The organism is Herbidospora sakaeratensis (assembly GCF_001570525.1).
Lineage (GTDB): Bacteria > Actinomycetota > Actinomycetes > Streptosporangiales > Streptosporangiaceae > Herbidospora > Herbidospora sakaeratensis.
Genome location: NZ_BBXC01000025.1, coordinates 34,673 through 55,797, shown reverse-complemented (window position 1 = coordinate 55,797; position 21,125 = coordinate 34,673). Strand labels below are relative to the sequence as shown.

Genomic DNA, 21,125 nt, shown 5'->3' with positions numbered 1-21,125 from the left:
TCGCGGAAGGGGCGGCGTCATGCCGAGATGGACCATCGACAAACCCGACCAGCTCACGTTCGATCCGGTCGACCGGCTGAGCGTGCGCATCGTGGCGGGCCACCTCGCGGTGCTGGCCAGTGACGGCCCGCCCAGCCTGGAGATCAGCGAGATCGGCGCCGACCCCCTGGTCGTCGACCACGAAGATGGCCGGTTGACGGTCAGCTACGGCGATCTGAGCTGGGAAGGCGTGCTCGGCTGGTTGCGGCCCGGCGGCGGACGCCGCTGCGTGGCCACGCTGACCGTGCCGAAGACCTGCCGGGTCGAGGCGGGGGTGATCTCCGCCGGGGCGGTCGTCGCCGGGTTCGAGGGGCGCACCCGGGTGCGCAGCGTGTCGGGCGACATCGTGCTCGACGGTGTGAGCGGCGACGTCCAGGCCGAGACCGTCTCCGGGTCGGTCGAGAGCCGCGCCCTGGCCGGCGACCTGTCGTTCACCAGCGTCTCGGGCGAACTGACCGTCGCCGACGGCGTGCCGCGCCGCCTGCGCGGCAACACCGTGAACGGCGACATCACCGCCGATCTGGTGCTCGGCCCGACCGGCCATGTGACCCTCAACACGGTCTCGGGCTCGATCTGGGTGCGGCTCCCCCGGGCCACCGACAGCGACGTGACCTTCCGGTCGATGTCGGGCAGTCTGGAATCCGCCTTCCCGGGCCTCGCCTACAACGGCCACCCCGGCAGCAAGACCCTCACCGGACGCCTCGGCGGTGGCATGGCCACGCTCAGCGCGACCACCGTCTCGGGCGGCGTGACCCTGCTCAGTAAGGAAACAGAATGAGTCCCGTCTTCGGCCACGGCAGGCTCCGGCTCTACCTGCTCAAGCTGCTGGAGGAGAGCCCGCGCCACGGCTACGAGGTCATCCGCCTGCTCCAGGACCGCTTCCTCGGCGTCTACTCCCCCTCCCCCGGCACGATCTACCCGCGCCTGGCCCGGCTGGAGGAGGAGGGCCTGGTCACCCACGAGGTCGTCGACGGCAAGAAGGTCTTCACCCTCACCGACAAGGGCCGCGAGGAACTGAACGCCCGCCTCGACGAGCTCGCCGACCTCGAACGCGAGATCACCGCCTCGGTCCAGGACATCGCCCGCGAGGTCAAGGAGGACGTCCGGCAGACCGTGCGCTCCCTGCGCCACGAGCTGACCACGATGGCCCGCACCATCAACCACGAGACGACCGGCACGGCCCGCGACACCCGCGACGAGTGGAAGCGCCAGCGCGACCGGCAGAAGGCCGAGTGGTCCCGCCAGAAGCAGCAGTGGAAGGCCGACTCGGAGCGCTGGAAGGTCGAGTGGCAGCGCATCTGGACCGACACCTGGGCCATGACGGGCTTCCCGGCGCCCCCGAACGGCACGACCGACGACGAGCGGGCCACGGCCAACGACGCCGAACTCGGTCAGCATCTGGCCGACTTCGTCGCCGACGTCCGTTCGGAGGCGGCCGAGATCCGGCTGAGCGACGACGACCTGGCGGCCTGCAAGGCGGTCCTCGACGAGACGGCGGCCCGCCTGCGGGCGATCCTCGATCCGAACGGCTGAGCCCGGTGGGTGACGCTCACCTGTGCGTGGTGTGCGGCCTGTCACGCCGCTCGTGGTCGCTGCTCTGTTTCCGTCAGAGCGTGAAGACGATCTTCCCGAACACGTCGCCCCCGGCCATGGCCGCCACGCCCTCGGGGGCCTCGGTCAGCGGGAGCACCCGGTCGACCAGCGGGCGCACGCCCGTCTGAGCCAGGAAGGTGGCGAGGCGGCCGAGCTGGTCGCGGGTGCCCATGGTCGAGCCGATGATCTGCTTCTGCAGGAAGAAGACCTGGGCCAGCTTGGTCGGGGCCACCATGCCGCTGGTCGCGCCGCAGATCACCACCCGGCCGCCGGGACGCAGCGAGGCGATCGAGTGGTCCCACGTCGCCTCGCCCACGCTCTCCATGACGGCGTCGACCCGCTCGGGCAACCGCGCGCCGGTCTCGAAAGCCTGGTCGGCGCCCAGCTCCAGGGCCCTCTCGCGCTTGTCGCCCGAACGGCTGGTCACCCACATGCGGTGACCGGCCGCCCGGCCCAGCGCGACCAGCGCCGTCGAGACGCCGCCGCCGGCGCCCTGCACGAGCACGGTCGAGCCGGGCTCCAGGCCCGCCTTCTCGAAGAGCATGCGGTAGGCCGTCAGCCACGCCGTCGGCAGGCAGGCGGCGTGCTCGAACGACAACGCGGCCGGCTTGGGCACCAGGTTGCGCCGGGGCACCACGACCTTCTCGGCGAAGGTGCCCTGGTGGAGTTCCGACAGCAGGGTGCGCTTGGGGTCGAGGGTCTCGTCGCCGTCGACCGGCTCGCCGATGACGGCGTGCACGATGACCTCGTTACCCGCCTCGTCGACGCCGGCCGCGTCACAGCCGAGCGTCATCGGCAGCCGGTCGGGGCTGATGCCGATCCCGCGGAGGGTGAACAGGTCGTGGTGGTTGAGCGCGGTGGCGCGGACGGTCACCGTCGTCCAGCCGTCGGGGACGGCGGGCTCGGGCCGCTCGCCCACGGTCAGACCCTTCAGTGGGTCGTTCGGATCGATCTGCGAAGCCGTGACTGCGATCATGTCCAGAACATTACTCTATCCCTGTTACTGAAGTGACAAAAGGGACCGAGACCGGCCGCGAATAATGCGTAAACCGAATCGGCAAACCAGGGATCACCTGCGGAGATGCCATTCATAACAGCGGCGCATGAATAACGGTAAGGCCAATTGACCCAGCCCTCTCGTTATATCTGCGGCGTTACCCGTGATCGCGTCATTAACGTTCGGAGCTGTTTCCACGTATTTGGGACGCACCCTCAATTCGTCCCAAGGGAAAGGACTTCGATGATCTCCCGAGCACGTCGTCTCTCCATCCCCCTCGCCGGCGCGATGGTCGCGTTCGGCGCGGTGGGCACCGCCTCGTCGGCCACGGCCACGGCCCCCAGTGACGTGACCCAGAAGGCGGCCCCCACCACGGCCGCCGCCGCGGCGCAGTTCTGGACCCCCGACCGGCTCCGCGCCGCGAAGGACCGCACCGAGGAACTGGGCAACGCGGTCAAGGGCTCGGGCCGTCCGAGCACCCCCCAGCCCGACGGCAAGGCCGGTGTGGTCCCGCCGATCGGCGGCGAGAAGGCGGGCACCCCCGCCAGCAAGCAGGTCAACCTGCCCAACACGGTCGGCCGGGTGTTCTTCACCCTGCCCGGCAAGAACCCGCTCGACCCGCGGAGCTGGAAGTACTGCTCTGGCACCTCGATCCAGGGCAAGTTCCGCAACGTCGTGGCCACCGCCGGCCACTGCGTGTACGACCCGGCCAGCAACAAGTTCTACGACAACTGGGTGTTCATCCCGTCGTACTGGGACGGCACGCAGGCGTGGAACGGCAAGGCGCCCTACGGCATCTACCCGGCCACCTGGTACCAGGCGCACGACGACTTCGTGGTCAAGGAGGACTACGACTACGACTACGCGTTCGTCAACGTCGCCTCCGGCTACAAGGCCAGCTGGGAGAAGGTCGACGGCAAGTACAAGCTCGTGAAGACCGCCGTCGGCCGTCTCGGCGACAACGTCGGCGGCCAGGGCTTCACCTGGAACCGCAGCACCAAGACCAACGTCTTCTCCTTCGGCTACCCGGCCGGCCCCCACCCGGACGGCGACCGTCCGTTCAGCGGCAAGACGATGAAGTGGTGCTACGGCCAGACCTCGGCCATGCCGGCCGCGCCGAAGTACAACGTCCAGGAGCACGTCGGCATCAAGTGCGGCATGACCGCCGGCGCCAGCGGCGGCCCGCTGCTGTGGAACTACAAGAGCAAGACCCGCTCCGGCTACCTCTACGGCGTCAACAGCATCGCCTGGGACACCGACGGCAACGACCGGTACGACCGGCTCTCGTCGCCCTACTTCAACGGCGAGACCTACGACGTCTACAAGGTCGCGGCGAACCGCTGGACCGCGTAACGGCTTCGAGAACACCGGTGCCCGGGGGACGATCTTCGTCTCCCGGGCACTTCGTTTTACGCGGGCCGTAGCGTGAGCCCGATCTACTGGGACGGACCAGAGGGCCGTTCGGTTCCCTCGAATTCATAACGAGACAGCCAAGAACCTGTGCCTGATCACTGGTGATCTGGAAAAATCACCCTCTACGATCGATACCTCCGTCACGAGACCCCCGAGAGGCCCCCATGACCAGGCGGATCACCCTTGCCGCGGGCGGCGTCGCCGCCGCGCTGGGTGCCGCCGCGCTCCTCTCGGTCTGGACGCCGACGTCCACCCCCGCCATCGCGGCCCCGCCCACGGCGCCCCTGATGGAGGTCTCCGCCAAGATGGCCGCCCCGCCGGCTGAGAAGCACCTCGGCAAGGGCGTGATGGCCTACCCCCTCGCGGCGGCCGGCGCCGACATGCAGAAGGTCGCCGCCTACTGGACGCCGGCCCGCCTGAAGGAGGCCAGCACCTACGTCCCGGCCTCCAAGCCGTCGACCGGCGCGCGGCAGGCCCCCTCGATGGCCGAACTGTCCGGCGAGACCACGCTGACCGCGACCGGCACGGCCGCGGCGCCCTCGCCGCAGCCGATGGTCGGCAAGGTCTTCTTCAAGCTGGGCGACAAGGAGTACTGGTGCTCCGGTTCGGTCGTCCACTCCAAGAACCGCAACCTGGTCGCCACGGCCGGCCACTGCGGCTGGTCGCTGGGCCAGAACAAGCCCGTGGAGAACTGGGTCTTCATCCCGTCCTACGCGGGCGGCTCGACCGACGCGGGCGTCTACGTCGGCCACACCCTCTACCTCCACGAGGACTTCTCCGGCGCGGGCGACTACGACCGCGACTACGCCTTCGTGACCGTCTACCGGGGCTTCACCTGGAAGGGCGACCAGCGGGTGCAGGGCGGCCGGCTCGAAGACAAGGTCGGCGCGTTCCAGTTCGCCTCGACGAAGGGCCGCTCGCGCGCGGTGTCGGTGTTCGGCTACCCGGCCGGCGCCCACCCCGACGGCAGCCGCCCCTACGACGGCCAGACGGTCCGCTCCTGTTCCGGCACGACCAGGGCCACCGCCGCGAGCGCGCCCACCTATCTCCTGGAGAACGGCGTGCTGCTGAACCCGTGCCCGTTCACGGCGGGCGCGAGCGGCGGCCCGTGGGTGCTCGGGTGGGATCCGGTGAAGAAGACCGGCTTCCTCAACGGCGTGACCAGCCTTACGTGGAACATCAACGCCGACGGCAAGCTCGACGCGGCGTCGTCGCCCTATTTCAACGCGGTGACCGCGCGGGTCTACCAGCAGGCCGCCAAGCAGGCGACGAACTAGAAAGCGTCCTGCAAGCGCGCATAAAGCCGAGATAAAGCGCAGGAACCTACCTTCATCACAGCACACCCTCTGTGATGAAGGAGCACCACCATGCGATCCCGAGCGAAGCACCTCGCGCTCCTGGGCGCCACCGCCGGCCTTCTCGGCGCGGCCCTGGCCGTCCCGTCCGCGGCCAGCGCCGCGCCCGACGAGGCGTCCGACCCGCTGGCCGGCAGCGGCATCGCCGCCTGGAACGTCGTCGCCTTCTGGTACGGCCAGGAGAAGGCCAACCTGAACGCCGCCACCCCCTACGATGTCGAGACGAAGGTCGTCGCCAAGCACCTGTCGAAGGGCGGCCCGTCGGCCGACGGCAAGCCCGGCCTGGTCGCGCCGATCGGCGGCGCGGGCTCCACCTCGTCCAAGAACGTCAACCTGCCCCGCACCACCGGCAAGGTCTTCTTCCTGGACGCCGACAAGAAGCCCCGCTGGTGCACCGCCACCTCGCTGCAGTCGAAGTACAAGAACCTGGTCGCCACCGCCGGCCACTGCGTCTACGACACCGAGTCGAACGCCGCCACGATGAAGTACTGGGTGTTCGTCCCGGCCTACTACCAGGGCAAGACCCCCTACGGCGTCTACGTCGGCAAGCAGGCGTTCACCCACTACGACTTCGACGTCTACGAGGACTTCGACCGCAACTACGCCTTCGTCACCGTCTACAACGGCCTGAAGGCCCCGCACGACGGCGGCCCGCTCGACGGCGACTGGAAGAAGGTCTCCAAGAGCGAGTGGGACAAGTACCGCTCCTACGGCACCTACCCGTGGCTCGTGAACAAGTACACGAAGAAGATCGGCTCGAAGTACTACATCTGGAAGTTCGTCGACGCCGGCCGCCTGGGTGACAACGTCGGGGGCCAGGGGTTCGCGTACAACCAGAAGAAGAACGTGAAGGACTACGTCTTCGGCTACCCGAGCGGGTCACACCCCGACGGCAACCACGCCTACACGGGCCAGACCCAGAAGTGGTGCTACGGGACCACGTTCCCCGCCTCGGCCTCGGCCATCAAGGCGGAGGAACTGCTGGGCGTCAAGTGCAGCTTCACCGGCGAGGGCTCGTCGGGCTCGGCCTGGATGTACAAGTACAGCAACACCAGCCGCAAGGGCTACCTGAACGGCGTCACCGCCGCGGTCTCCGACACCGACGGCAACGACCGCATCGACGTCAGCCTCTCGCCCTACTTCGACGGCGAGACCTACGGCATCTACAAGCACGCGGCGAACCTGTGGTCGGGTTCGATCGCCTAGCGCGAAAGGCCCGGCCGTCCTCGGCCGGGCCTTTTTCATGCCAAGAAGAATTAGACGTACATAGCCGGATTTCGGTGCCATGGAAAAATGTGATTCGAGTCACATCTGAACCAAGATCCGACTGCCGCCAGTCAAGTTCCCACCTGCGGCAATGCGTGCACAACGGCCCCAAAGGCGCGGTGAAGTCGCTTTGGACGCGCGGAACATCCCGCATATCGTCCTGACGGTCCCTTTACCAACGCATGGAGCAGCCTTGAAGCGCACCCTCGCCCTCACCGGTGTGGCAGCCGGCCTGCTGGCCTCCGCCCTCGTCACCCAGCCCGCTTCGGCGGCCGGCGACGTGGCGAGCGACCCGCTGGCGAAGACCGGCCTCGCGGCCAAGAACGTGGTCGCCTACTGGTTCGCCAACAAGTACGCCAACCTGGTCGGCTCGACCCCCTACAACGCCGAGACGACCATCAAGGTCAACAAGCACGTCTCCACCGGCGGCCCCGCGGCCGACGGGAAGGCTGGAACGGTCCCCGCGATCGGCGACGAGGCCAAGTCGGGCGGTTCCTCCAAGAACGTCAACCTCCCCCGCACCACCGGCAAGGTGTTCTTCCGCGGCGGCGACGGCAAGCCCCACTGGTGCACCGCCACCTCGCTGCAGTCGAAGTACAAGAACCTGGTCGCCACCGCCGGCAGCTGCGTCTACGACACGGTGACCAACAAGGCCACCCTCGACTACTGGGTCTTCGTCCCGGGCTACTACCAGGGCAAGACCCCGTGGGGCATCTACGTCGGCAAGACGGCCTACACCCACTACGACTTCGACGTCTACGAGGACGGCGACCGCAACTACGCGTTCGTCACCGTCTACAACGGCCTCAAGGCGCCGTCGTCGGGCCTGCCCGCCAAGGGCAGCGAGTTCGCCAAGTGGATGCGGACCGAGAACACCAAGGAAGTCTCCAAGGCCGAGTGGGAGACCTACAGCAAGGCCATCCGCTCGCCCGGCCCGATCAAGGGCAAGTACTACGTCATCCGCTTCACCGACGCCGGCCGCCTCGGCGACAACGTCGGCGGCCAGGGCCTGGCCTACAACCAGAAGGTCGGCCAGAACGTCTACGTCTTCGGCTACCCGAGCGGCAGCCACCCCGACGGCAACCACGCCTACACGGGCCACACGCTCAAGTGGAGCTACGGCAAGACGTTCAAGGCCAAGGCGTCGGCCGTGAAGGCCGAAGAGCTCATCGGCGTGAAGTCGTCGTTCACCGGCCAGGGCTCGCTGGGCTCGGCGTGGCTCTCGCAGTACAAGAGCGCCCGTCGCCTCGGCTACCTGAACGGCCTGACGAGCGGCGTCTCCGACACCGACGGCAACAAGCGCATCGACACGAGCGTCTCGGCCTACTTCGACGGCGAGACCTACGGCGTCTACAAGGCGGCCGCCAACCTGTGGAGTGGCTCGATCGCCTAATCGAGATCGACCCCTGTGAAGGCCCGGCCGATACGGCCGGGCCTTTGCCGTTCGCGACGGTTCCATTGATTTCGTGTGATTTAGCTCACATTCTCAGAATGTTCCAAGGAATGTGTGGTTCCCTACGCCACCGGCCTGTCACACACGGGGGGTCCCAGAGCTGCGCTTCCGCCCCTCGACTCCCATTGACACATCTGTCGACAAACGGTCACTCAGGTCACGGACCCGCATCCGTCACCCAGCGTCAGCGTCGAGCCTCAGTTTGCTCTTCAGCCACAGAAGATCAGCGCTGTAAGGTCCAGCCATCCCTTTCCTGACGCATGGGACGCAAGATGCGGCCCACGTACAGACCAAGGAGTTCCCCCATGAAGCGCACTCTCGCCCTCGGTGGCGTGGCGGCGGGCCTGCTGGCCTCCGCCCTCGTCACCCAGCCGGCTGCCGCCGCCGGTGACGTCGCCAGCACCCCGCTGGCCTCGACCGGCATCGCGGCGCAGAACATCGTCGCCTACTGGGCCGCCAACAAGGCTGCCAACCTCGTGGGCGCGACCCCCTACGACGTGGAGACCCAGGTCGTCGGGAAGCACGTCTCGACCGGTGGCCCCACCGCCGACACCAAGCCCGGGATCGTTCCCGCGATCGGTGACGAGAAGAAGGTCACCAGCACCTCGAAGAACGTCAACCTGCCCAAGACCACGGGCAAGGTGTTCTTCACCGGCGCCGACGGCAACCCGCACTGGTGCACCGCCACCTCCGTGCAGGCCGCGTACAAGAACCTTGTCGCGACCGCCGGCCACTGCGTCTACGACGTCGTGAGCAACGCCGCCACGCTGAAGAACTGGGTGTTCGTCCCCGGTTACTACCAGGCGAAGACCCCGTGGGGCATCTACGTGGGTAAGCAGGCCTTCACCCACTACGACTTCGACGTGTACGAGGACGGCGACCGCAACTACGCGTTCGTCACCGTGTACAACGGTCTGAAGGCCCCGCACGACGGCCCCGCCTTCGGCGGCCCGACCCCGAAGACGCCGAAGTGGTACGACACTTCCGGCGGCGCCGGCTGGAACGACCTCGGTGGCTGGGCTGAGGTCACCGAAGAGGTGTACAAGCAGTACTTCGGCTTCGACACCTTCATCGGCGACACCTACAAGTTCTTCGTGAACAAGCCCGGCACGAAGTGGCACGGATGGCACTACTTCGTCTGGAAGTTCGTGGACGCTGGCCGTCTCGGCGACAACGTCGGTGGCCAGGGCCTCGCGTACAACCAGAAGATCGGCCAGTCGGTCTACGTCTTCGGCTACCCGAGCGGCAAGCACCCGGACGGCAACCACGCCTACTCGGGCCACACGCTCAAGTGGAGCTACGGCAAGACCTTCGCCGCGAAGGCCTCGGACATCAAGGCCGAGGAGATCATCGGCATCAAGTCCTCCTTCACCGGTGAGGGCTCGCTCGGTTCCGCGTGGCTCTCGCAGTACAAGAGCGCTCGTCGCCTTGGCTACCTGAACGGTGTGACGATCGGCGTCTCCGACACCGACAAGAACAACCGTATCGACACCTCGGTGTCGCCGTACTTCGACGGCGAGACCTACGGCGTCTACAAGGCTGCTGCGAACCTGTGGAGCGGCTCGATCGCCTAAGCGATCACCCGTCCGACGAAAGACCCGATCGTTTTCGATCGGGTCTTTTGTCGTTTTTGCGCGTTCCAGCAAAGGTTGGGTTAACTCCCGGATCGGTTCCATCGATCCCAAGTGATTTACATCACATTCACAGGATCTTCACAGAACACTGTGGTTTCCTTCCGCGCCCACACGCGATGGATCATGGCCATCCGATCTGCGCTTCTGCCTCCAAAGGCGCTCCTGACAGGCTTGTCAACATCGAGTCATTCTGATCACGGAAATATCTCGACGCCTCAGGAGCCCCGGCGAACCCCAGGTATCGCTACGGACACCCCCAAGATCGGCTGTAAGGTCCACTCATCCCTTTCCTGACGCATGGGACGCAGGACGCGGCCCACGTACAGACCAAGGAGTTCCCCCATGAAGCGCACCCTCGCCCTCGGTGGCGTGGCGGCCGGCCTGCTGGCCACCGCCCTCGTCACCCAGCCGGCTGCCGCCGCCGGCGACACCGTCAGCACTCCGCTGGCCAACAACGCCATCGCGGCGAAGAACATCGCCTCCTTCTGGTGGGCCGAGAACATGGCTCAGCTGAAGGGCGCGACCCCCTACGACGTGGAGACCCAGGTCGTCGGGAAGCACGTCTCGACCGGTGGCCCGACCGCCGACACCAAGCCGGGGATCGTTCCCGCCATCGGTGACGAGAAGAAGACCACCAGCACCTCGAAGAACGTCAACCTGCCCAAGACCACGGGCAAGGTGTTCTTCCGCGGCGCTGACGGCAAGTCGCACTGGTGCACCGCCACCTCCGTCCAGGCCGCGTACAAGAACCTTGTCGCGACCGCCGGCCACTGCGTCTACGACGTCGAGGGCAACAAGGCGACCCTGGACCGGTGGGTCTTCATCCCGGGTTACTACCAGGGCAAGACCCCGTGGGGCATCTACGTCGGCAAGCAGGCCTTCACCCACTACGACTTCGACGTGTACGAGGACGGCGACCGCAACTACGCGTTCGTCACCGTGTACAACGGCCTGAAGCTGCCCCACGGCGGCCTGAAGGACGTCACGCCGGAGAACATCGGCAGCTGGGTCGAGGTCTCCTCCGACCTCGCCAAGCAGTACGAGCACTGGCTGAAGAAGTTCAAGAACGGCAAGTGGTACGTCTGGAAGTTCTTCGACGCCGGTCGCCTCGGCGACAACGTCGGCGGCCAGGGCCTCGCGTACAACCAGAAGGTCGGCCAGAACGTCTACGTGTTCGGCTACCCGAGCGGCTCGCACCCGGACGGCAACCACGCCTACTCCGGTCACACTCTCAAGTGGACCTACGGCAAGACGTTCGCCGCCAAGGCGTCGGACATCAAGGCCGAGGAGATCATCGGCATCAAGTCGTCCTTCACGGGTGAGGGCGCCCTCGGTTCCGCGTGGCTCTCGCAGTACAAGAGCGCTCGTCGCCTTGGCTACCTGAACGGTGTGACGATCGGCGTCTCCGACACCGACAAGAACAACCGTTACGACACCTCGGTGTCGCCGTACTTCGACGGCGAGACCTACGGCGTCTACAAGGCTGCTGCGAACCTGTGGAGCGGCTCGATCGCGTAAGTGGTCACCAGCTGAACGGAAGGCCCGGTCGTTAACGACCGGGCCTTTTGTCGTTCTCTGACTGGTTTCTTGATCGCCGCAGTACGAAAAGGTCCCATCAGTAACCTCCGGAACATCCCTTTCCTGACGTATGGACGCAGGCGCGTCCACGTACAGACCAAGGAGTTCCCTCATGAAGCGCACCCTCGCCCTCGGCGGTGTGGCGGCCGGCCTGCTGGCCTCCGCCCTCGTCACCCAGCCGGCCAACGCGGCCGGCGACGTCGCCAGCGACCCGCTGGCCTCTACGGGCATCCAGGCCAAGAACGTCGCGGCCTTCTGGCTGGCGGAGAACGCCGCCAACCTGATCGCCGCCACCCCTTACGACGTGGAGACCACGGTCCCGTCGAAGCACGTCTCGACCGGCGGTCCGACGGCCGACACCAAGCCGGGTGTCGTCCCCGCGATCGGCGACGAGAAGAAGACGACCAGCACGTCGAAGAACGTGAACCTGCCCAAGACCACCGGCAAGGTCTTCTTCGCCGACGGTTTCGAGAACAAGGGCACGTTCTGGAACCCGAAGTGGGTCGCCAAGAACCCGCACTGGTGCACCGCCACCTCGGTTCAGTCGAACTACCGCAACCTGGTCGCCACGGCCGGCAGCTGTGTCTACAACACCGAGACCAACTCGGCGACCATGAACTACTGGGTCTTCGTCCCGGGCTACTACCAGGGCAAGACCCCGTGGGGCGTGTACGTCGGCAAGCAGGCCTTCACCCACTATGACTACGACGTCTACGAGGACGGCGACCGCAACTACGCGTTCGTCACCGTGTACAACGGCCTCACCCTGAACGGCCCCGACCAGTCGGCTCCCGTGAGCAAGGTCGAGGTCACCGAGGCCGAGTACAAGACCTACTGGGAGAACAGCGGCCGCCTGCTGCTGGCCGGCGCCGAGAAGGACGCCGCCAACAAGTGGCACTTCTACATCTGGAAGTTCAAGGACGCCGGTCGCCTCGGCGACAACGTCGGCGGCCAGGGCCTCTCGTACAACCAGAAGGTCGGCCAGAGCGTCTACGTCTTCGGCTACCCGAGCGGCTCGCACCCGGACGGCAACCACGCCTTCTCGGGCAAGACCCTCAAGTGGACCTACGGCAAGACCTTCGCCGCCAGCGCGTCGGCCATCAAGGCCGAGGAGCTGATCGGGGTCAAGTCGTCGTTCACCGGTGAGGGCTCGCTGGGTTCCGCCTGGATCTCGCAGTACAAGAACACCCGCCGTCTGGGCTACCTGAACGGCGTCACCATCGGCGTCTCCGACACCGACAAGAACAAGCGCTACGACACCTCGGTCTCCCCGTACTTCGACGGCGAGACCTACGGCGTCTACAAGGCCGCCGCGAACCTGTGGACCGGTTCGATCGCCTAAGTGCTCGACCGAAGGCCCGGCCGTCACCGGCCGGGCCTTCTCGGTTCCATTGATCGGCTGTGATTTACGTCACATTTGTTGATCTATGTCCGACTTCTTCACCATCGGTTAACCGGGAACGTCAAGCGCGAGACCCCAATGGGCGTGGACCTTTTCACGTCGTCCCGCCACTGACCGGCGGGCCGACTGTGAGTCACCCGAATAACACGACCATCACGGGCCCCTGAGGTGCGCAAACGCCACTTCAGACGCCGAAGATCGCGGGAGTAACCTCCGGAACATCCCTTTCCTGACGTATGGGACGCAGGACGCGGCCCACGTACAGACCAAGGAGTTCCCTCATGAAGCGCACCCTCGCCCTCGGTGGCGTGGCGGCCGGCCTGCTGGCCTCCGCCCTCGTCACCCAGCCGGCCAACGCCGCCGGCGACGTCGCCAGCACCCCGCTGGCCTCGACCGGCATCGCGGCCAAGAACATCGCGGCTCTGTGGCTGGCGGAGAACGCCGCCAACCTGGTGAACGCGACCCCGTACGACGTGGAGACCCAGGTCGCCTCCAAGCACGTCTCGACCGGCGGTCCGACGGCCGACACCAAGCCGGGTGTCGTCCCCGCCATCGGTGACGAGAAGAAGACCACCAGCACCTCGAAGAACGTCAACCTGCCCAAGACCACGGGCAAGGTGTTCTTCTCCGACGGCTTCGACTGGGACCGCAAGTCGCACCGCTGGGTCGCCGTGAACCCGCACTGGTGCTCGGCCACCTCGGTTCAGTCGAACTACCGCAACCTGGTCGCCACCGCCGGCAGCTGTGTCTACAACACCGAGACCAACAAGGCCACCCTCGAGAACTGGGTGTTCGTCCCGGGTTACTACCAGGGCAAGACCCCCTGGGGCATCTACGTCGGCAAGCAGGCCTTCACCCACTACGACTACGACGTGTACGAGGACGGCGACCGCAACTACGCGTTCGTCACGGTGTACAACGGCCTGAAGCTGCCCTCGGGCGGCTTCGCCGCGATCGAGTCCGACGCCGACCTGGGCGCCTGGACCGAGGTGACCGAGACGGTCGCCAAGACCTACAAGTTCCACTTCCGGTACAAGGGCAAGTACTACGTCTGGAAGTTCATCGACGCCGGTCGCCTCGGCGACAACGTCGGTGGCCAGGGCTTCGCCTACAACCAGAAGGTCGGCCAGTCGGTCTACGTCTTCGGCTACCCGAGCGGCCAGCACCCCGACGGGAACCAGGCCTTCACCGGCAAGACCCTCAAGTGGAGCTACGGCAAGACCTTCGCGGCCAAGGCCTCGGCCATCAAGGCCGAGGAGCTCCTGGGCGTCAAGTCCTCCTTCACCGGTGAGGGCGCCCTGGGTTCGTCGTGGATCGCGCAGTACAAGAGCGCCCGCCGCCTGGGCTACCTGAACGGCGTCACCATCGGCGTTTCGGACACCGACGGCAACAAGCGCTACGACACCTCGGTGTCGCCGTACTTCGACGGCGAGGCCTACGGCGTCTACAAGGCCGCGGCGAACCTGTGGAGCGGTTCGATCGCGTAGTGGTTCTCCAGCGGGAGGCCCGGCTCCGGCCGGGCCTTTCGTTTGCCCGTTCCAACGAAGTTCCCTTTGACGCACGGGCCCCCGAATCGGTGCCATCCGGTTTATGTGATTTACATCACATCATCACCTGTTGATAACGACCCGACTCCACCTCTGACCTCGGGTCTGACAGATCACGGAAATGTCACGGGAACCTGAGTGGTTTCGGACGCCCCAGTTTCGCTACCGCGTGTGACGAACAGGCATGTAAGTTCCGGGTTGCCCCTTTACTGACGCATGGGACGCAAGAGGCGGCCCACGTACAGACCAAGAGGAGTTCCCCCTTATGAAGCGCACTCTCGCCCTCGGTGGTGTGGCGGCCGGTCTGCTGGCTTCCGCTCTCGTCACCCAGCCGGCCAACGCCGCCGGCGACGTCGCCTCGGACCCCCTGGCGACGACGGGCATCGCGGCCAAGAACATCGCCGCCCTCTGGCTGACGGAAGGCGCCGCGAACCTGATCAACGCGCAGCCGTACAACGTCGAGACCACGGTTCCGTCGAAGCACGTCTCGACCGGCGGCCCGACCGCCGACACCAAGCCGGGCATCGTCCCCGCCATCGGTGACGAGAAGAAGACGACCAGCACCTCGAAGAACATCAACCTGCCCAAGACCACGGGCAAGGTGTTCTTCGCCGACGGCGTCAAGAAGGACCCGGCGACCGGTCGCGTCGTGGCCGTCAACCCCCGCTGGTGCACCGCCACCTCGGTCCAGTCGGCCTACCGCAACCTGGTCGCCACCGCCGGCAGCTGCGTGTACGACACCGAGACCAACTCGGCCACGATGAACTACTGGGTGTTCGTCCCGGGTTACTACCAGGGCAAGACCCCGTGGGGCGTGTACGTCGGCAAGCAGGCCTTCACCCACTACGACTTCGACGTGTACGAGGACGGCGACCGCAACTACGCGTTCGTCAACGTCTACAACGGCATCTCGCTCGGCCAGGGTGCGCCCGCCGAGATCACGAAGGCCGAGTACGACACGTACCAGAAGAACGGTGGCGGCTTCCTCACCCGGACGAAGACCGAGAAGGTCGACGGCAAGGACGTCACGAAGTACTTCGTGTGGAAGTTCAAGGACGCCGGTCGCCTCGGTGACAACGTCGGCGGCCAGGGCTTCGCGTACAACCAGAAGGTCGGCCAGTCGGTCTACGTCTTCGGCTACCCGAGCGGCTCGCACCCGGACGGCAACCAGGCCTACACCGGCAAGACCCTCAAGTGGAGCTACGGCAAGACCTTCGCCGCCAAGGCCTCCGCCATCAAGGGCGAGGAGCTGCTGGGCGTCAAGTCGTCCTTCACCGGCCAGGGCTCGCTGGGCTCGGCGTGGCTCGCGCAGTACAAGAACACCCGCCGTCTCGGCTACCTGAACGGCACGACCATCGGCGTCTCCGACTCCGACGGCAACAAGCGCATCGACACCTCGCTCTCGTCGTACTTCGACGGCGAGACCTACGGTGTCTACAAGGCCGCCGCGAACCTGTGGACCGGCTCGATCGCCTAGTCGATCCGCTTGACCAATGAGAAAGCCCGGCAACCAGCCGGGCTTTTTCCTTTTTTATGTGTTCTTTAGCGGAGTTGCCAGAGTCATGTAAGTTTCTGGCTATCCCTTTCTGGCGCATGGGACGCAAGAGGCGTCTCACGCCAATCGCAAGGAGCGAACCCCCTGTGAAGCGCATCCTCCTTCCCGTCGGCGTGGCCGGCCTCGTGGCCGCCTCCTTAGCGGTCCCGGCGAGCGCGGCCCCCAAGCTGGGCACCTCGGCCAAGCTGGCGACGCCCGCCGCGGCCGCCGACACCCTGGAGTTCTGGACCGCCGACGGCGGCAAGAACCTCAAGGCCGCCGCCCCCTACGGCCTGGAGCACGCCCGCGTCCCCAAGCACGTCTCCACCGGCGGCCCGGCCGCCGACGGCAAGCCGGGCGTGGTGCCCGCCATCGGCGACGAGGCCAAGCCCACGACGTCGTCCAAGAACGTCAACCTGCCCAAGAGCGCCGGCCGCGTGTTCTTCACGCTCGGCGACTCGCTCTTCTCGTGTTCGGCGTCGTCGATCCAGTCGGCGTACAAGAACCTCGTGGCGACCGCCGGGCACTGCGCCTACGACCTGGAGAGCAACGCCTCCGTCGTCGGCCACTGGGTCTTCATCCCGGGCTACTACCAGGGCAAGGCTCCTTGGGGCGTGTACGTCGGCAAGACCGCCTACACCCACTACGACTTCAGCGTCTACGAGGACATCGACCGCGACTTCGCCTTCGTGACCGTCTACAACGGCATCACGTGGTCGGAGGACAAGTGGAAGGACGTCGGCCGCCTCGGCGACAACGTCGGCGGGCTCGGGTTCGCGTACAACCAGAAGGTCGGCCAGAACGTCTTCGTGTTCGGCTACCCCACCGCCGCGCACCCCGACGGCGACTACACCTATACCGGCTCCACCATGAAGTGGTGCTACGGCAAGCCGGTCTACCCGGTGGCCGAGAAGAGCGTGAAGGCCGAGGAGCACATGGCCCTGCGCTGCTCGCTGACCGGCGGCGCCTCGGGCGGCCCGTGGATCATCAAGTACAGCAGCACGGCCCGCAAGGGCTACCTGAACGGCGTCAGCAGCCTCGGCGGCGACACCGACGGCAACAACCGCAGCGACCTGATCACCTCGCCGTACTTCGACGGCGAGACCTACGCCGTCTACAAGACCGCGGCCCCGCTGTGGTCGGGCTCGATCGTCAAGAAGGACGGCACGCTCGGCATCACGGAAGTTAAGTAGAAGCGGGATGCGGTCGGCCGGAGGCCGACCGCATCCCGCGCCCGGAATCTGCCCAATAGACACTGTGTGACTTAGGTCACATTCCTTTTCCTCCCGTTTGTTTTCGGCCTCTCGGTTAGTCATCTGCGAGATCAATCCGCAACGGGAGGAAAAGGAGGGTTCACGTGGACACGCGCGCACGCCTGGGTCTCGTGACCGCCGGCATAGCCGGATCCGCCGTTCTGGTGGCGTTACCGGCGAACGCCTCGCCCGCCGACGGACCCACGGTCTCCGTGGCAGACGCCGACAACATCGCGGGCTTCTGGTTCCGCAGCAACAACAAGGCGCTCAAGGCCGCCACCCAGTGGGGCCCCGACGCCGAGACGGTCGCCAAGGTGGCCAAGCTGTCCTCCAAGGGCGGCCCCTCGGCCGACGGCAAGGCCGGCACCGTCTCCCCGACCGGGCCCGGCGGCCAGGCGGGCAAGTCGAAGAACATCAACATCCCCAAGACGCTGGGCAAGGTCTTCTTCCGCAAGAACGGCAAGACCTACTGGTGCTCGGCGAGCTCGATCCAGGCCAAGTACAAGAACCTGGTCGCCACCGCCGGCCACTGCGTCTTCGACACCGACGACAACGACCACATGCTCGACCAGTGGATCTTCGTCCCCGGCTACTACCAGGGCAAGGCTCCTTGGGGCGTGTACGTCGCCAAGCAGGGCTTCACGCACTACGACTTCGACGTCTACGAGGACTACGACCGGGACTACGCGTTCGTCACGGTCTACAACGGCGTCAAGTTCGAGGCCAACCGGGCCGTGTCCGAGAAGCAGTACAAGGGCCACGGCGGCGTCAAGTGGCGCGACAAGGGCAAGTGGTGGGTCCTCACCATCAAGGACGCCGGCCGTCTCGGCGACAACGTCGGCGGCCAGGGCCTGGCCTACAACCAGAAGGTCGGCGCCGGCGCGGTCTACGCCTTCGGCTACCCGGCCGCGCGCCACCCCGACGGCAACAAGGCGTTCACCGGGGTCACCCCGAAGTGGTGCTACGGCAAGCCGAACCGTGAGGTCACCGACGCCGGGCTCAAGATCGAGGAGCAGATCGCGATCACCTGCTCGATGACGCCGGGCGCCGACGGCGGTCCGTGGCTGCTGAAGTACAGCAACGCCCGCCGCCTGGGCTACGTCAACGGCGTGACGAGCGCCTTCGCCGACAGCAACGGCAACGACCGCATCGACAAGATCACCTCGCCCTACTTCGACGGCGAGACGTACGACGTCTACAAGGCCGCGGCCGGCAACTGGTCGGGCAGCATCGTCAAGAAGTAGCACCGGAAGGGCCCGGCCTCGGAGGGAGGCCGGGTCCTTCGGCGTCTCAGCGGCGCGCCACGCCGTCCTTGCGGGCCTGGTCGGCCACCGCCCGGGTGACGGCCGGGGCGACCCGGTCGTCGAACGGCGACGGGATGATGTTGTCGGCCCGCACGTCGTCGCCCACGACCCCGGCGAGCGCCTCGGCGGCGGCGATCTTCATGTTCTCGGTGATCGTGGTGGCCCGCACGTCGAGCGCCCCCCGGAACACCCCGGGGAAGGCCAGCACGTTGTTGATCTGGTTGGGGAAGTCGGACCGCCCGGTCGCCACCACGGCGGCGTGCCTGGCGGCGACCTGGGGGTGCACCTCGGGCGTCGGGTTCGACAGGGCGAACACGATGGCGTCCTGCGACATCGAGGCGATGGCCTGCTCGGACACCGTCGAGCCGGACAACCCGATGAACACGTCGGCGCCGGCGAGCGCCGACTCGGTCGAGCCGGTCAGCCCGGCCTTGTTGGTGTCGCGGGCGAGCGCGGTCTTGTACGGGTTCATGCCGGCCCGGCCCTCGAAGATCAGGCCCTTGCTGTCGGACACCGCGATGTCGCCGATCCCCGCGTTGAGCAGCATGCGGGTGACCGCGACCCCGGACGCCCCGGCCCCGGCGACCACGACCCGGAGCTCGCCGAGGCGGCGGCCGGTCACCCGGGCGGCGTTGGTGAGCGCGGCGGTGGCGACGATCGCGGTGCCGTGCTGGTCGTCGTGGAAGACCGGGATCGACAGCAGCTCGCGCAGCCGGTCTTCGATCTCGAAGCAGCGGGGGGCGCTGATGTCCTCCAGGTTGATGCCGCCGAAGGAGGGCGCGAGGCGCACGACGGTCTCGACGATCTCGTCGACGCCGGTGCAGTCGAGGCAGATCGGCACCGAGTCGACCCCGCCGAACTCCTTGAACAGCAGCGACTTGCCCTCCATGACGGGCATCGCGCCCGCGGGGCCGATGTCGCCGAGCCCCAGCACGGCGGTGCCGTCGGTGACCACGGCCACCACGTTGGAGACCCAGGTGTATTCGTTGGCGAGCTCGGGCGAATCGGCGATGGCCGAGCAGACGCGGGCCACGCCGGGCGTGTAGGCGAGCGACAGATCGTCGGCGTTTCGGACCGGGATGGTGGCTCTGACCTCTAGCTTTCCGCCGCGGTGCAGCGCGAAGGCCGGATCGAGGTCGAGGGCTTCGAGGGAAGCAGTCATTACGCTGACCCCTGATGTCTGGTGACGGACACAACACAGACCGTTACGAGACGAGGGCCCGCGGCATGGATAGACACCGGAACCGTCGTCGTTGACGGCCGTCTCGGGCACGGGGGTCACCCGTTGCCCTAGTGTGCCACATGCTGAGACGGCCCCTCGCGGTCAGATACGCCGCAGTCGATTCGCCTTTGATGCCCTGACAATCTCTTTGGAACTTTCCGTCCCTGTGTAATACTCAATGTCCTGAGTCACCTATTACAGGGTTCCCCGTGGACTTGACCTCCTATGCCGAACTGGCCGTCCTCCTCGTCAACCGCCGGGACGATCTGAAGACCCTCGACGGGCTGCGCGGCCTGCTGGCCGAGACCGGCCGGACCGAGGCCGCCGGGCGGGCGACCCGGCGCGACCTCGACCACGTCATCGAGCTGCGCGACGAACTGACCGAGGTGTTCGAGTCGGCCGCCGAGGGCGACGAGGACGACGTGGTGCAGCGCCTGAACGGACTGCTGGTGCGCCATCCCGTCCACCCCCAGATCGCCGGGCACGACGGCCAGCCCTGGCACATGCACCTGACCGAGGGCGGCCGGGTCGGCGACACCGTCGCGGTCGGGTCGGTGATGGGCCTGGCGAGCGTGGTCACCGGCCTCGGGGTCGACCGGCTGGGCATCTGCCACGCCACGCCCTGCCGCAACGCCTACCTCGACACCTCGTCGAACAAGTCGCGGCGCTACTGCTCCGAACGCTGCGCCAGCCGGGCCAACGTGGCCGCCTACCGGGCCAGGAAACGCGGCCCGAAGGCGAGTGACGGCCAGTAACGGCCGACCACCTTCCCGACGATCCGGTCCTGGGGAATCGCGCCGAAGTCCCACGAGTCCTTCCGGCCGGGCGCCCGCTGGTTGTCGCTCTCGAGCCACCAGCCCTCATCGGTCCACCGGAACACCCTTTTGACGATGAGGTTTCCGGGTATGCGAGCGATCACGACGTCTCCCGGCCGGATCTTCGCGGCGCGGCGCACCAGCAGACAGTCGCCCGGCCGCAGGGCCGGAAGCATGGAATCCCCGGAGACCCGGACGCTGGTGAACATGATCCACCTCGGAGCAGTAATGTCGGAACCGCAGCCACTCTGACGAAAGGAAACCCGATGCTTGCCAAGCACGTGGCATCGGCCCATTGTGACCTGCCGTGCGGCGTCTACGACCCCGCCCAGGCGCGTATCGAGGCCGAATCGGTCAAGGCGATCATGCAGAAGTACGCCGACAACGACGACCCGGTGTTCCGTTCGCGGGCCCTCACGATCAAGGAGGAGCGGGCCGAGCTGGTCAAGCACCACCTGTGGGTGCTCTGGACCGACTACTTCAAGCCCCCGCACCTGGAGGCGCACCCGCAGCTCCACCAGCTCTTCTGGGACGCCACCAAGCTGGCCGGCGCCGCCGGCGCCAAGGGCACCGTCGACGTCGCCAAGGCCGACGACCTCCTGGGCAAGATCGACGAGATCGCGAAGATCTTCTGGGAGACGAAGGCCGCCTAAGGCCTTCCGCCCCGGACCCCGCGCGATCTCTTGGAGCTTTCCGTGCGGGGTCCGCGCATTTCCGGCA

At 66.8% G+C, this 21,125-nt stretch carries 18 protein-coding genes; 15 read left to right on the top strand and 3 right to left on the bottom strand.

Features of this window, described 5'->3' with window-relative positions:
- The first annotated feature begins 19 nt into the window (after positions 1 to 19).
- Together AW271_RS34925 and AW271_RS34920 are read left to right on the top strand one after the other, a co-directional pair.
- A complete protein-coding gene (locus AW271_RS34925) occupies positions 20 to 817 on the top strand; it encodes a DUF4097 family beta strand repeat-containing protein (RefSeq protein WP_062342069.1) in 798 nt (265 codons plus the stop codon).
- Positions 814 to 1,572 (top strand): PadR family transcriptional regulator, encoded by a 759-nt coding sequence (locus AW271_RS34920; protein WP_062342067.1) that lies wholly within the window; start codon positions 814 to 816, stop codon positions 1,570 to 1,572. Before AW271_RS34925 ends, AW271_RS34920 begins: the two co-directional genes overlap by 4 nt.
- 73 nt (positions 1,573 to 1,645) lie before the next feature.
- Here the strand turns inward: AW271_RS34920 and AW271_RS34915 are convergent, their stop codons facing one another.
- Positions 1,646 to 2,608: a zinc-binding dehydrogenase gene (locus AW271_RS34915; protein WP_062342065.1), complete on the bottom strand. Its 963-nt coding sequence runs from the start codon at positions 2,606 to 2,608 to the stop codon at positions 1,646 to 1,648.
- A gap of 264 nt (positions 2,609 to 2,872) precedes the next feature.
- On the opposite strand from AW271_RS34915, the gene AW271_RS34910 reads away from it, so the two are divergent.
- The 11 genes from AW271_RS34910 to AW271_RS34860 all read left to right on the top strand — a co-directional run bounded on the left by AW271_RS34910 (position 2,873) and on the right by AW271_RS34860 (position 18,308).
- Complete coding sequence (locus tag AW271_RS34910) at positions 2,873 to 3,982, top strand: trypsin-like serine peptidase (protein ID WP_062342063.1); 1,110 nt, start codon at positions 2,873 to 2,875, stop codon at positions 3,980 to 3,982.
- A gap of 224 nt (positions 3,983 to 4,206) precedes the next feature.
- The gene (locus AW271_RS34905; protein ID WP_062342061.1) at positions 4,207 to 5,319 is read left to right on the top strand and encodes a trypsin-like serine peptidase; all 1,113 of its coding nucleotides are present in this window, start codon (positions 4,207 to 4,209) and stop codon (positions 5,317 to 5,319) included.
- 90 nt (positions 5,320 to 5,409) lie between these two features.
- Positions 5,410 to 6,603 carry a trypsin-like serine peptidase gene (locus AW271_RS34900; RefSeq protein ID WP_062342059.1) on the top strand — a complete coding sequence of 398 codons (1,194 nt, stop codon included), beginning with the start codon at positions 5,410 to 5,412 and terminating at the stop codon, positions 6,601 to 6,603.
- Positions 6,604 to 6,856: 253 nt separating this feature from the next.
- Positions 6,857 to 8,056 carry a trypsin-like serine peptidase gene (locus AW271_RS34895; RefSeq protein ID WP_062342057.1) on the top strand — a complete coding sequence of 400 codons (1,200 nt, stop codon included), beginning with the start codon at positions 6,857 to 6,859 and terminating at the stop codon, positions 8,054 to 8,056.
- A 365-nt stretch (positions 8,057 to 8,421) separates the two neighbouring features.
- Positions 8,422 to 9,690, top strand: coding sequence for a trypsin-like serine peptidase (locus AW271_RS34890; protein WP_062342056.1), 1,269 nt, complete (start codon positions 8,422 to 8,424; stop codon positions 9,688 to 9,690).
- Between the two features lie 402 nt (positions 9,691 to 10,092).
- Positions 10,093 to 11,268 (top strand): trypsin-like serine peptidase, encoded by a 1,176-nt coding sequence (locus AW271_RS34885; RefSeq protein WP_062342054.1) that lies wholly within the window; start codon positions 10,093 to 10,095, stop codon positions 11,266 to 11,268.
- Positions 11,269 to 11,440: 172 nt separating this feature from the next.
- Positions 11,441 to 12,670: a trypsin-like serine peptidase gene (locus AW271_RS34880; RefSeq protein WP_062342052.1), complete on the top strand. Its 1,230-nt coding sequence runs from the start codon at positions 11,441 to 11,443 to the stop codon at positions 12,668 to 12,670.
- A 341-nt stretch (positions 12,671 to 13,011) separates the two neighbouring features.
- Positions 13,012 to 14,217, top strand: a complete 1,206-nt coding sequence (locus tag AW271_RS34875) for a trypsin-like serine peptidase (protein ID WP_062342050.1) — start codon at positions 13,012 to 13,014, stop codon at positions 14,215 to 14,217.
- Positions 14,218 to 14,542: 325 nt separating this feature from the next.
- Positions 14,543 to 15,754 (top strand): trypsin-like serine peptidase, encoded by a 1,212-nt coding sequence (locus AW271_RS34870; protein WP_062342048.1) that lies wholly within the window; start codon positions 14,543 to 14,545, stop codon positions 15,752 to 15,754.
- Positions 15,755 to 15,918: 164 nt separating this feature from the next.
- Positions 15,919 to 17,004 carry a trypsin-like serine peptidase gene (locus AW271_RS34865; RefSeq protein WP_062342046.1) on the top strand — a complete coding sequence of 362 codons (1,086 nt, stop codon included), beginning with the start codon at positions 15,919 to 15,921 and terminating at the stop codon, positions 17,002 to 17,004.
- Between the two features lie 164 nt (positions 17,005 to 17,168).
- Positions 17,169 to 18,308: a trypsin-like serine peptidase gene (locus tag AW271_RS34860; protein WP_062342044.1), complete on the top strand. Its 1,140-nt coding sequence runs from the start codon at positions 17,169 to 17,171 to the stop codon at positions 18,306 to 18,308.
- Positions 18,309 to 18,354: 46 nt separating this feature from the next.
- Here AW271_RS34860 and AW271_RS34855 read toward each other — a convergent pair whose 3' ends face one another.
- On the bottom strand, positions 18,355 to 19,530 hold the full coding sequence (locus AW271_RS34855) for an NAD(P)-dependent malic enzyme (RefSeq protein WP_062342042.1): 1,176 nt from the start codon (positions 19,528 to 19,530) through the stop codon (positions 18,355 to 18,357).
- 269 nt (positions 19,531 to 19,799) lie between these two features.
- On the opposite strand from AW271_RS34855, the gene AW271_RS34850 reads away from it, so the two are divergent.
- Positions 19,800 to 20,345 carry a CGNR zinc finger domain-containing protein gene (locus AW271_RS34850; protein ID WP_062342040.1) on the top strand — a complete coding sequence of 182 codons (546 nt, stop codon included), beginning with the start codon at positions 19,800 to 19,802 and terminating at the stop codon, positions 20,343 to 20,345.
- Here the strand turns inward: AW271_RS34850 and AW271_RS34845 are convergent.
- Positions 20,300 to 20,614: a S24 family peptidase gene (locus AW271_RS34845; RefSeq protein WP_062342038.1), complete on the bottom strand. Its 315-nt coding sequence runs from the start codon at positions 20,612 to 20,614 to the stop codon at positions 20,300 to 20,302. The two genes, AW271_RS34850 and AW271_RS34845, sit on opposite strands and share 46 nt — an antisense overlap.
- A 57-nt stretch (positions 20,615 to 20,671) precedes the next feature.
- Here AW271_RS34845 and sodN point away from each other — a divergent pair, with 57 nt between their 5' ends.
- Positions 20,672 to 21,058: a superoxide dismutase, Ni gene (sodN, locus tag AW271_RS34840; RefSeq protein WP_030456454.1), complete on the top strand. Its 387-nt coding sequence runs from the start codon at positions 20,672 to 20,674 to the stop codon at positions 21,056 to 21,058.
- The last annotated feature ends 67 nt before the right edge of the window (positions 21,059 to 21,125 follow it).

Coding starts and splice junctions, on each gene's coding strand:
- AW271_RS34870 (WP_062342048.1), top strand. CDS start 14,543: ATGAAGCGCACTCTCGCCCTCGGTGGTGTGGCGGCCGGTCTGCTGGCT.
- AW271_RS34885 (WP_062342054.1), top strand. CDS start 10,093: ATGAAGCGCACCCTCGCCCTCGGTGGCGTGGCGGCCGGCCTGCTGGCC.
- AW271_RS34880 (WP_062342052.1), top strand. CDS start 11,441: ATGAAGCGCACCCTCGCCCTCGGCGGTGTGGCGGCCGGCCTGCTGGCC.
- AW271_RS34875 (WP_062342050.1), top strand. CDS start 13,012: ATGAAGCGCACCCTCGCCCTCGGTGGCGTGGCGGCCGGCCTGCTGGCC.
- AW271_RS34855 (WP_062342042.1), bottom strand. CDS start 19,530: ATGACTGCTTCCCTCGAAGCCCTCGACCTCGATCCGGCCTTCGCGCTG.
- AW271_RS34920 (WP_062342067.1), top strand. CDS start 814: ATGAGTCCCGTCTTCGGCCACGGCAGGCTCCGGCTCTACCTGCTCAAG.
- AW271_RS34890 (WP_062342056.1), top strand. CDS start 8,422: ATGAAGCGCACTCTCGCCCTCGGTGGCGTGGCGGCGGGCCTGCTGGCC.
- AW271_RS34925 (WP_062342069.1), top strand. CDS start 20: ATGCCGAGATGGACCATCGACAAACCCGACCAGCTCACGTTCGATCCG.
- AW271_RS34900 (WP_062342059.1), top strand. CDS start 5,410: ATGCGATCCCGAGCGAAGCACCTCGCGCTCCTGGGCGCCACCGCCGGC.
- AW271_RS34845 (WP_062342038.1), bottom strand. CDS start 20,614: ATGTTCACCAGCGTCCGGGTCTCCGGGGATTCCATGCTTCCGGCCCTG.
- AW271_RS34905 (WP_062342061.1), top strand. CDS start 4,207: ATGACCAGGCGGATCACCCTTGCCGCGGGCGGCGTCGCCGCCGCGCTG.
- AW271_RS34915 (WP_062342065.1), bottom strand. CDS start 2,608: ATGATCGCAGTCACGGCTTCGCAGATCGATCCGAACGACCCACTGAAG.
- AW271_RS34910 (WP_062342063.1), top strand. CDS start 2,873: ATGATCTCCCGAGCACGTCGTCTCTCCATCCCCCTCGCCGGCGCGATG.
- sodN (WP_030456454.1), top strand. CDS start 20,672: ATGCTTGCCAAGCACGTGGCATCGGCCCATTGTGACCTGCCGTGCGGC.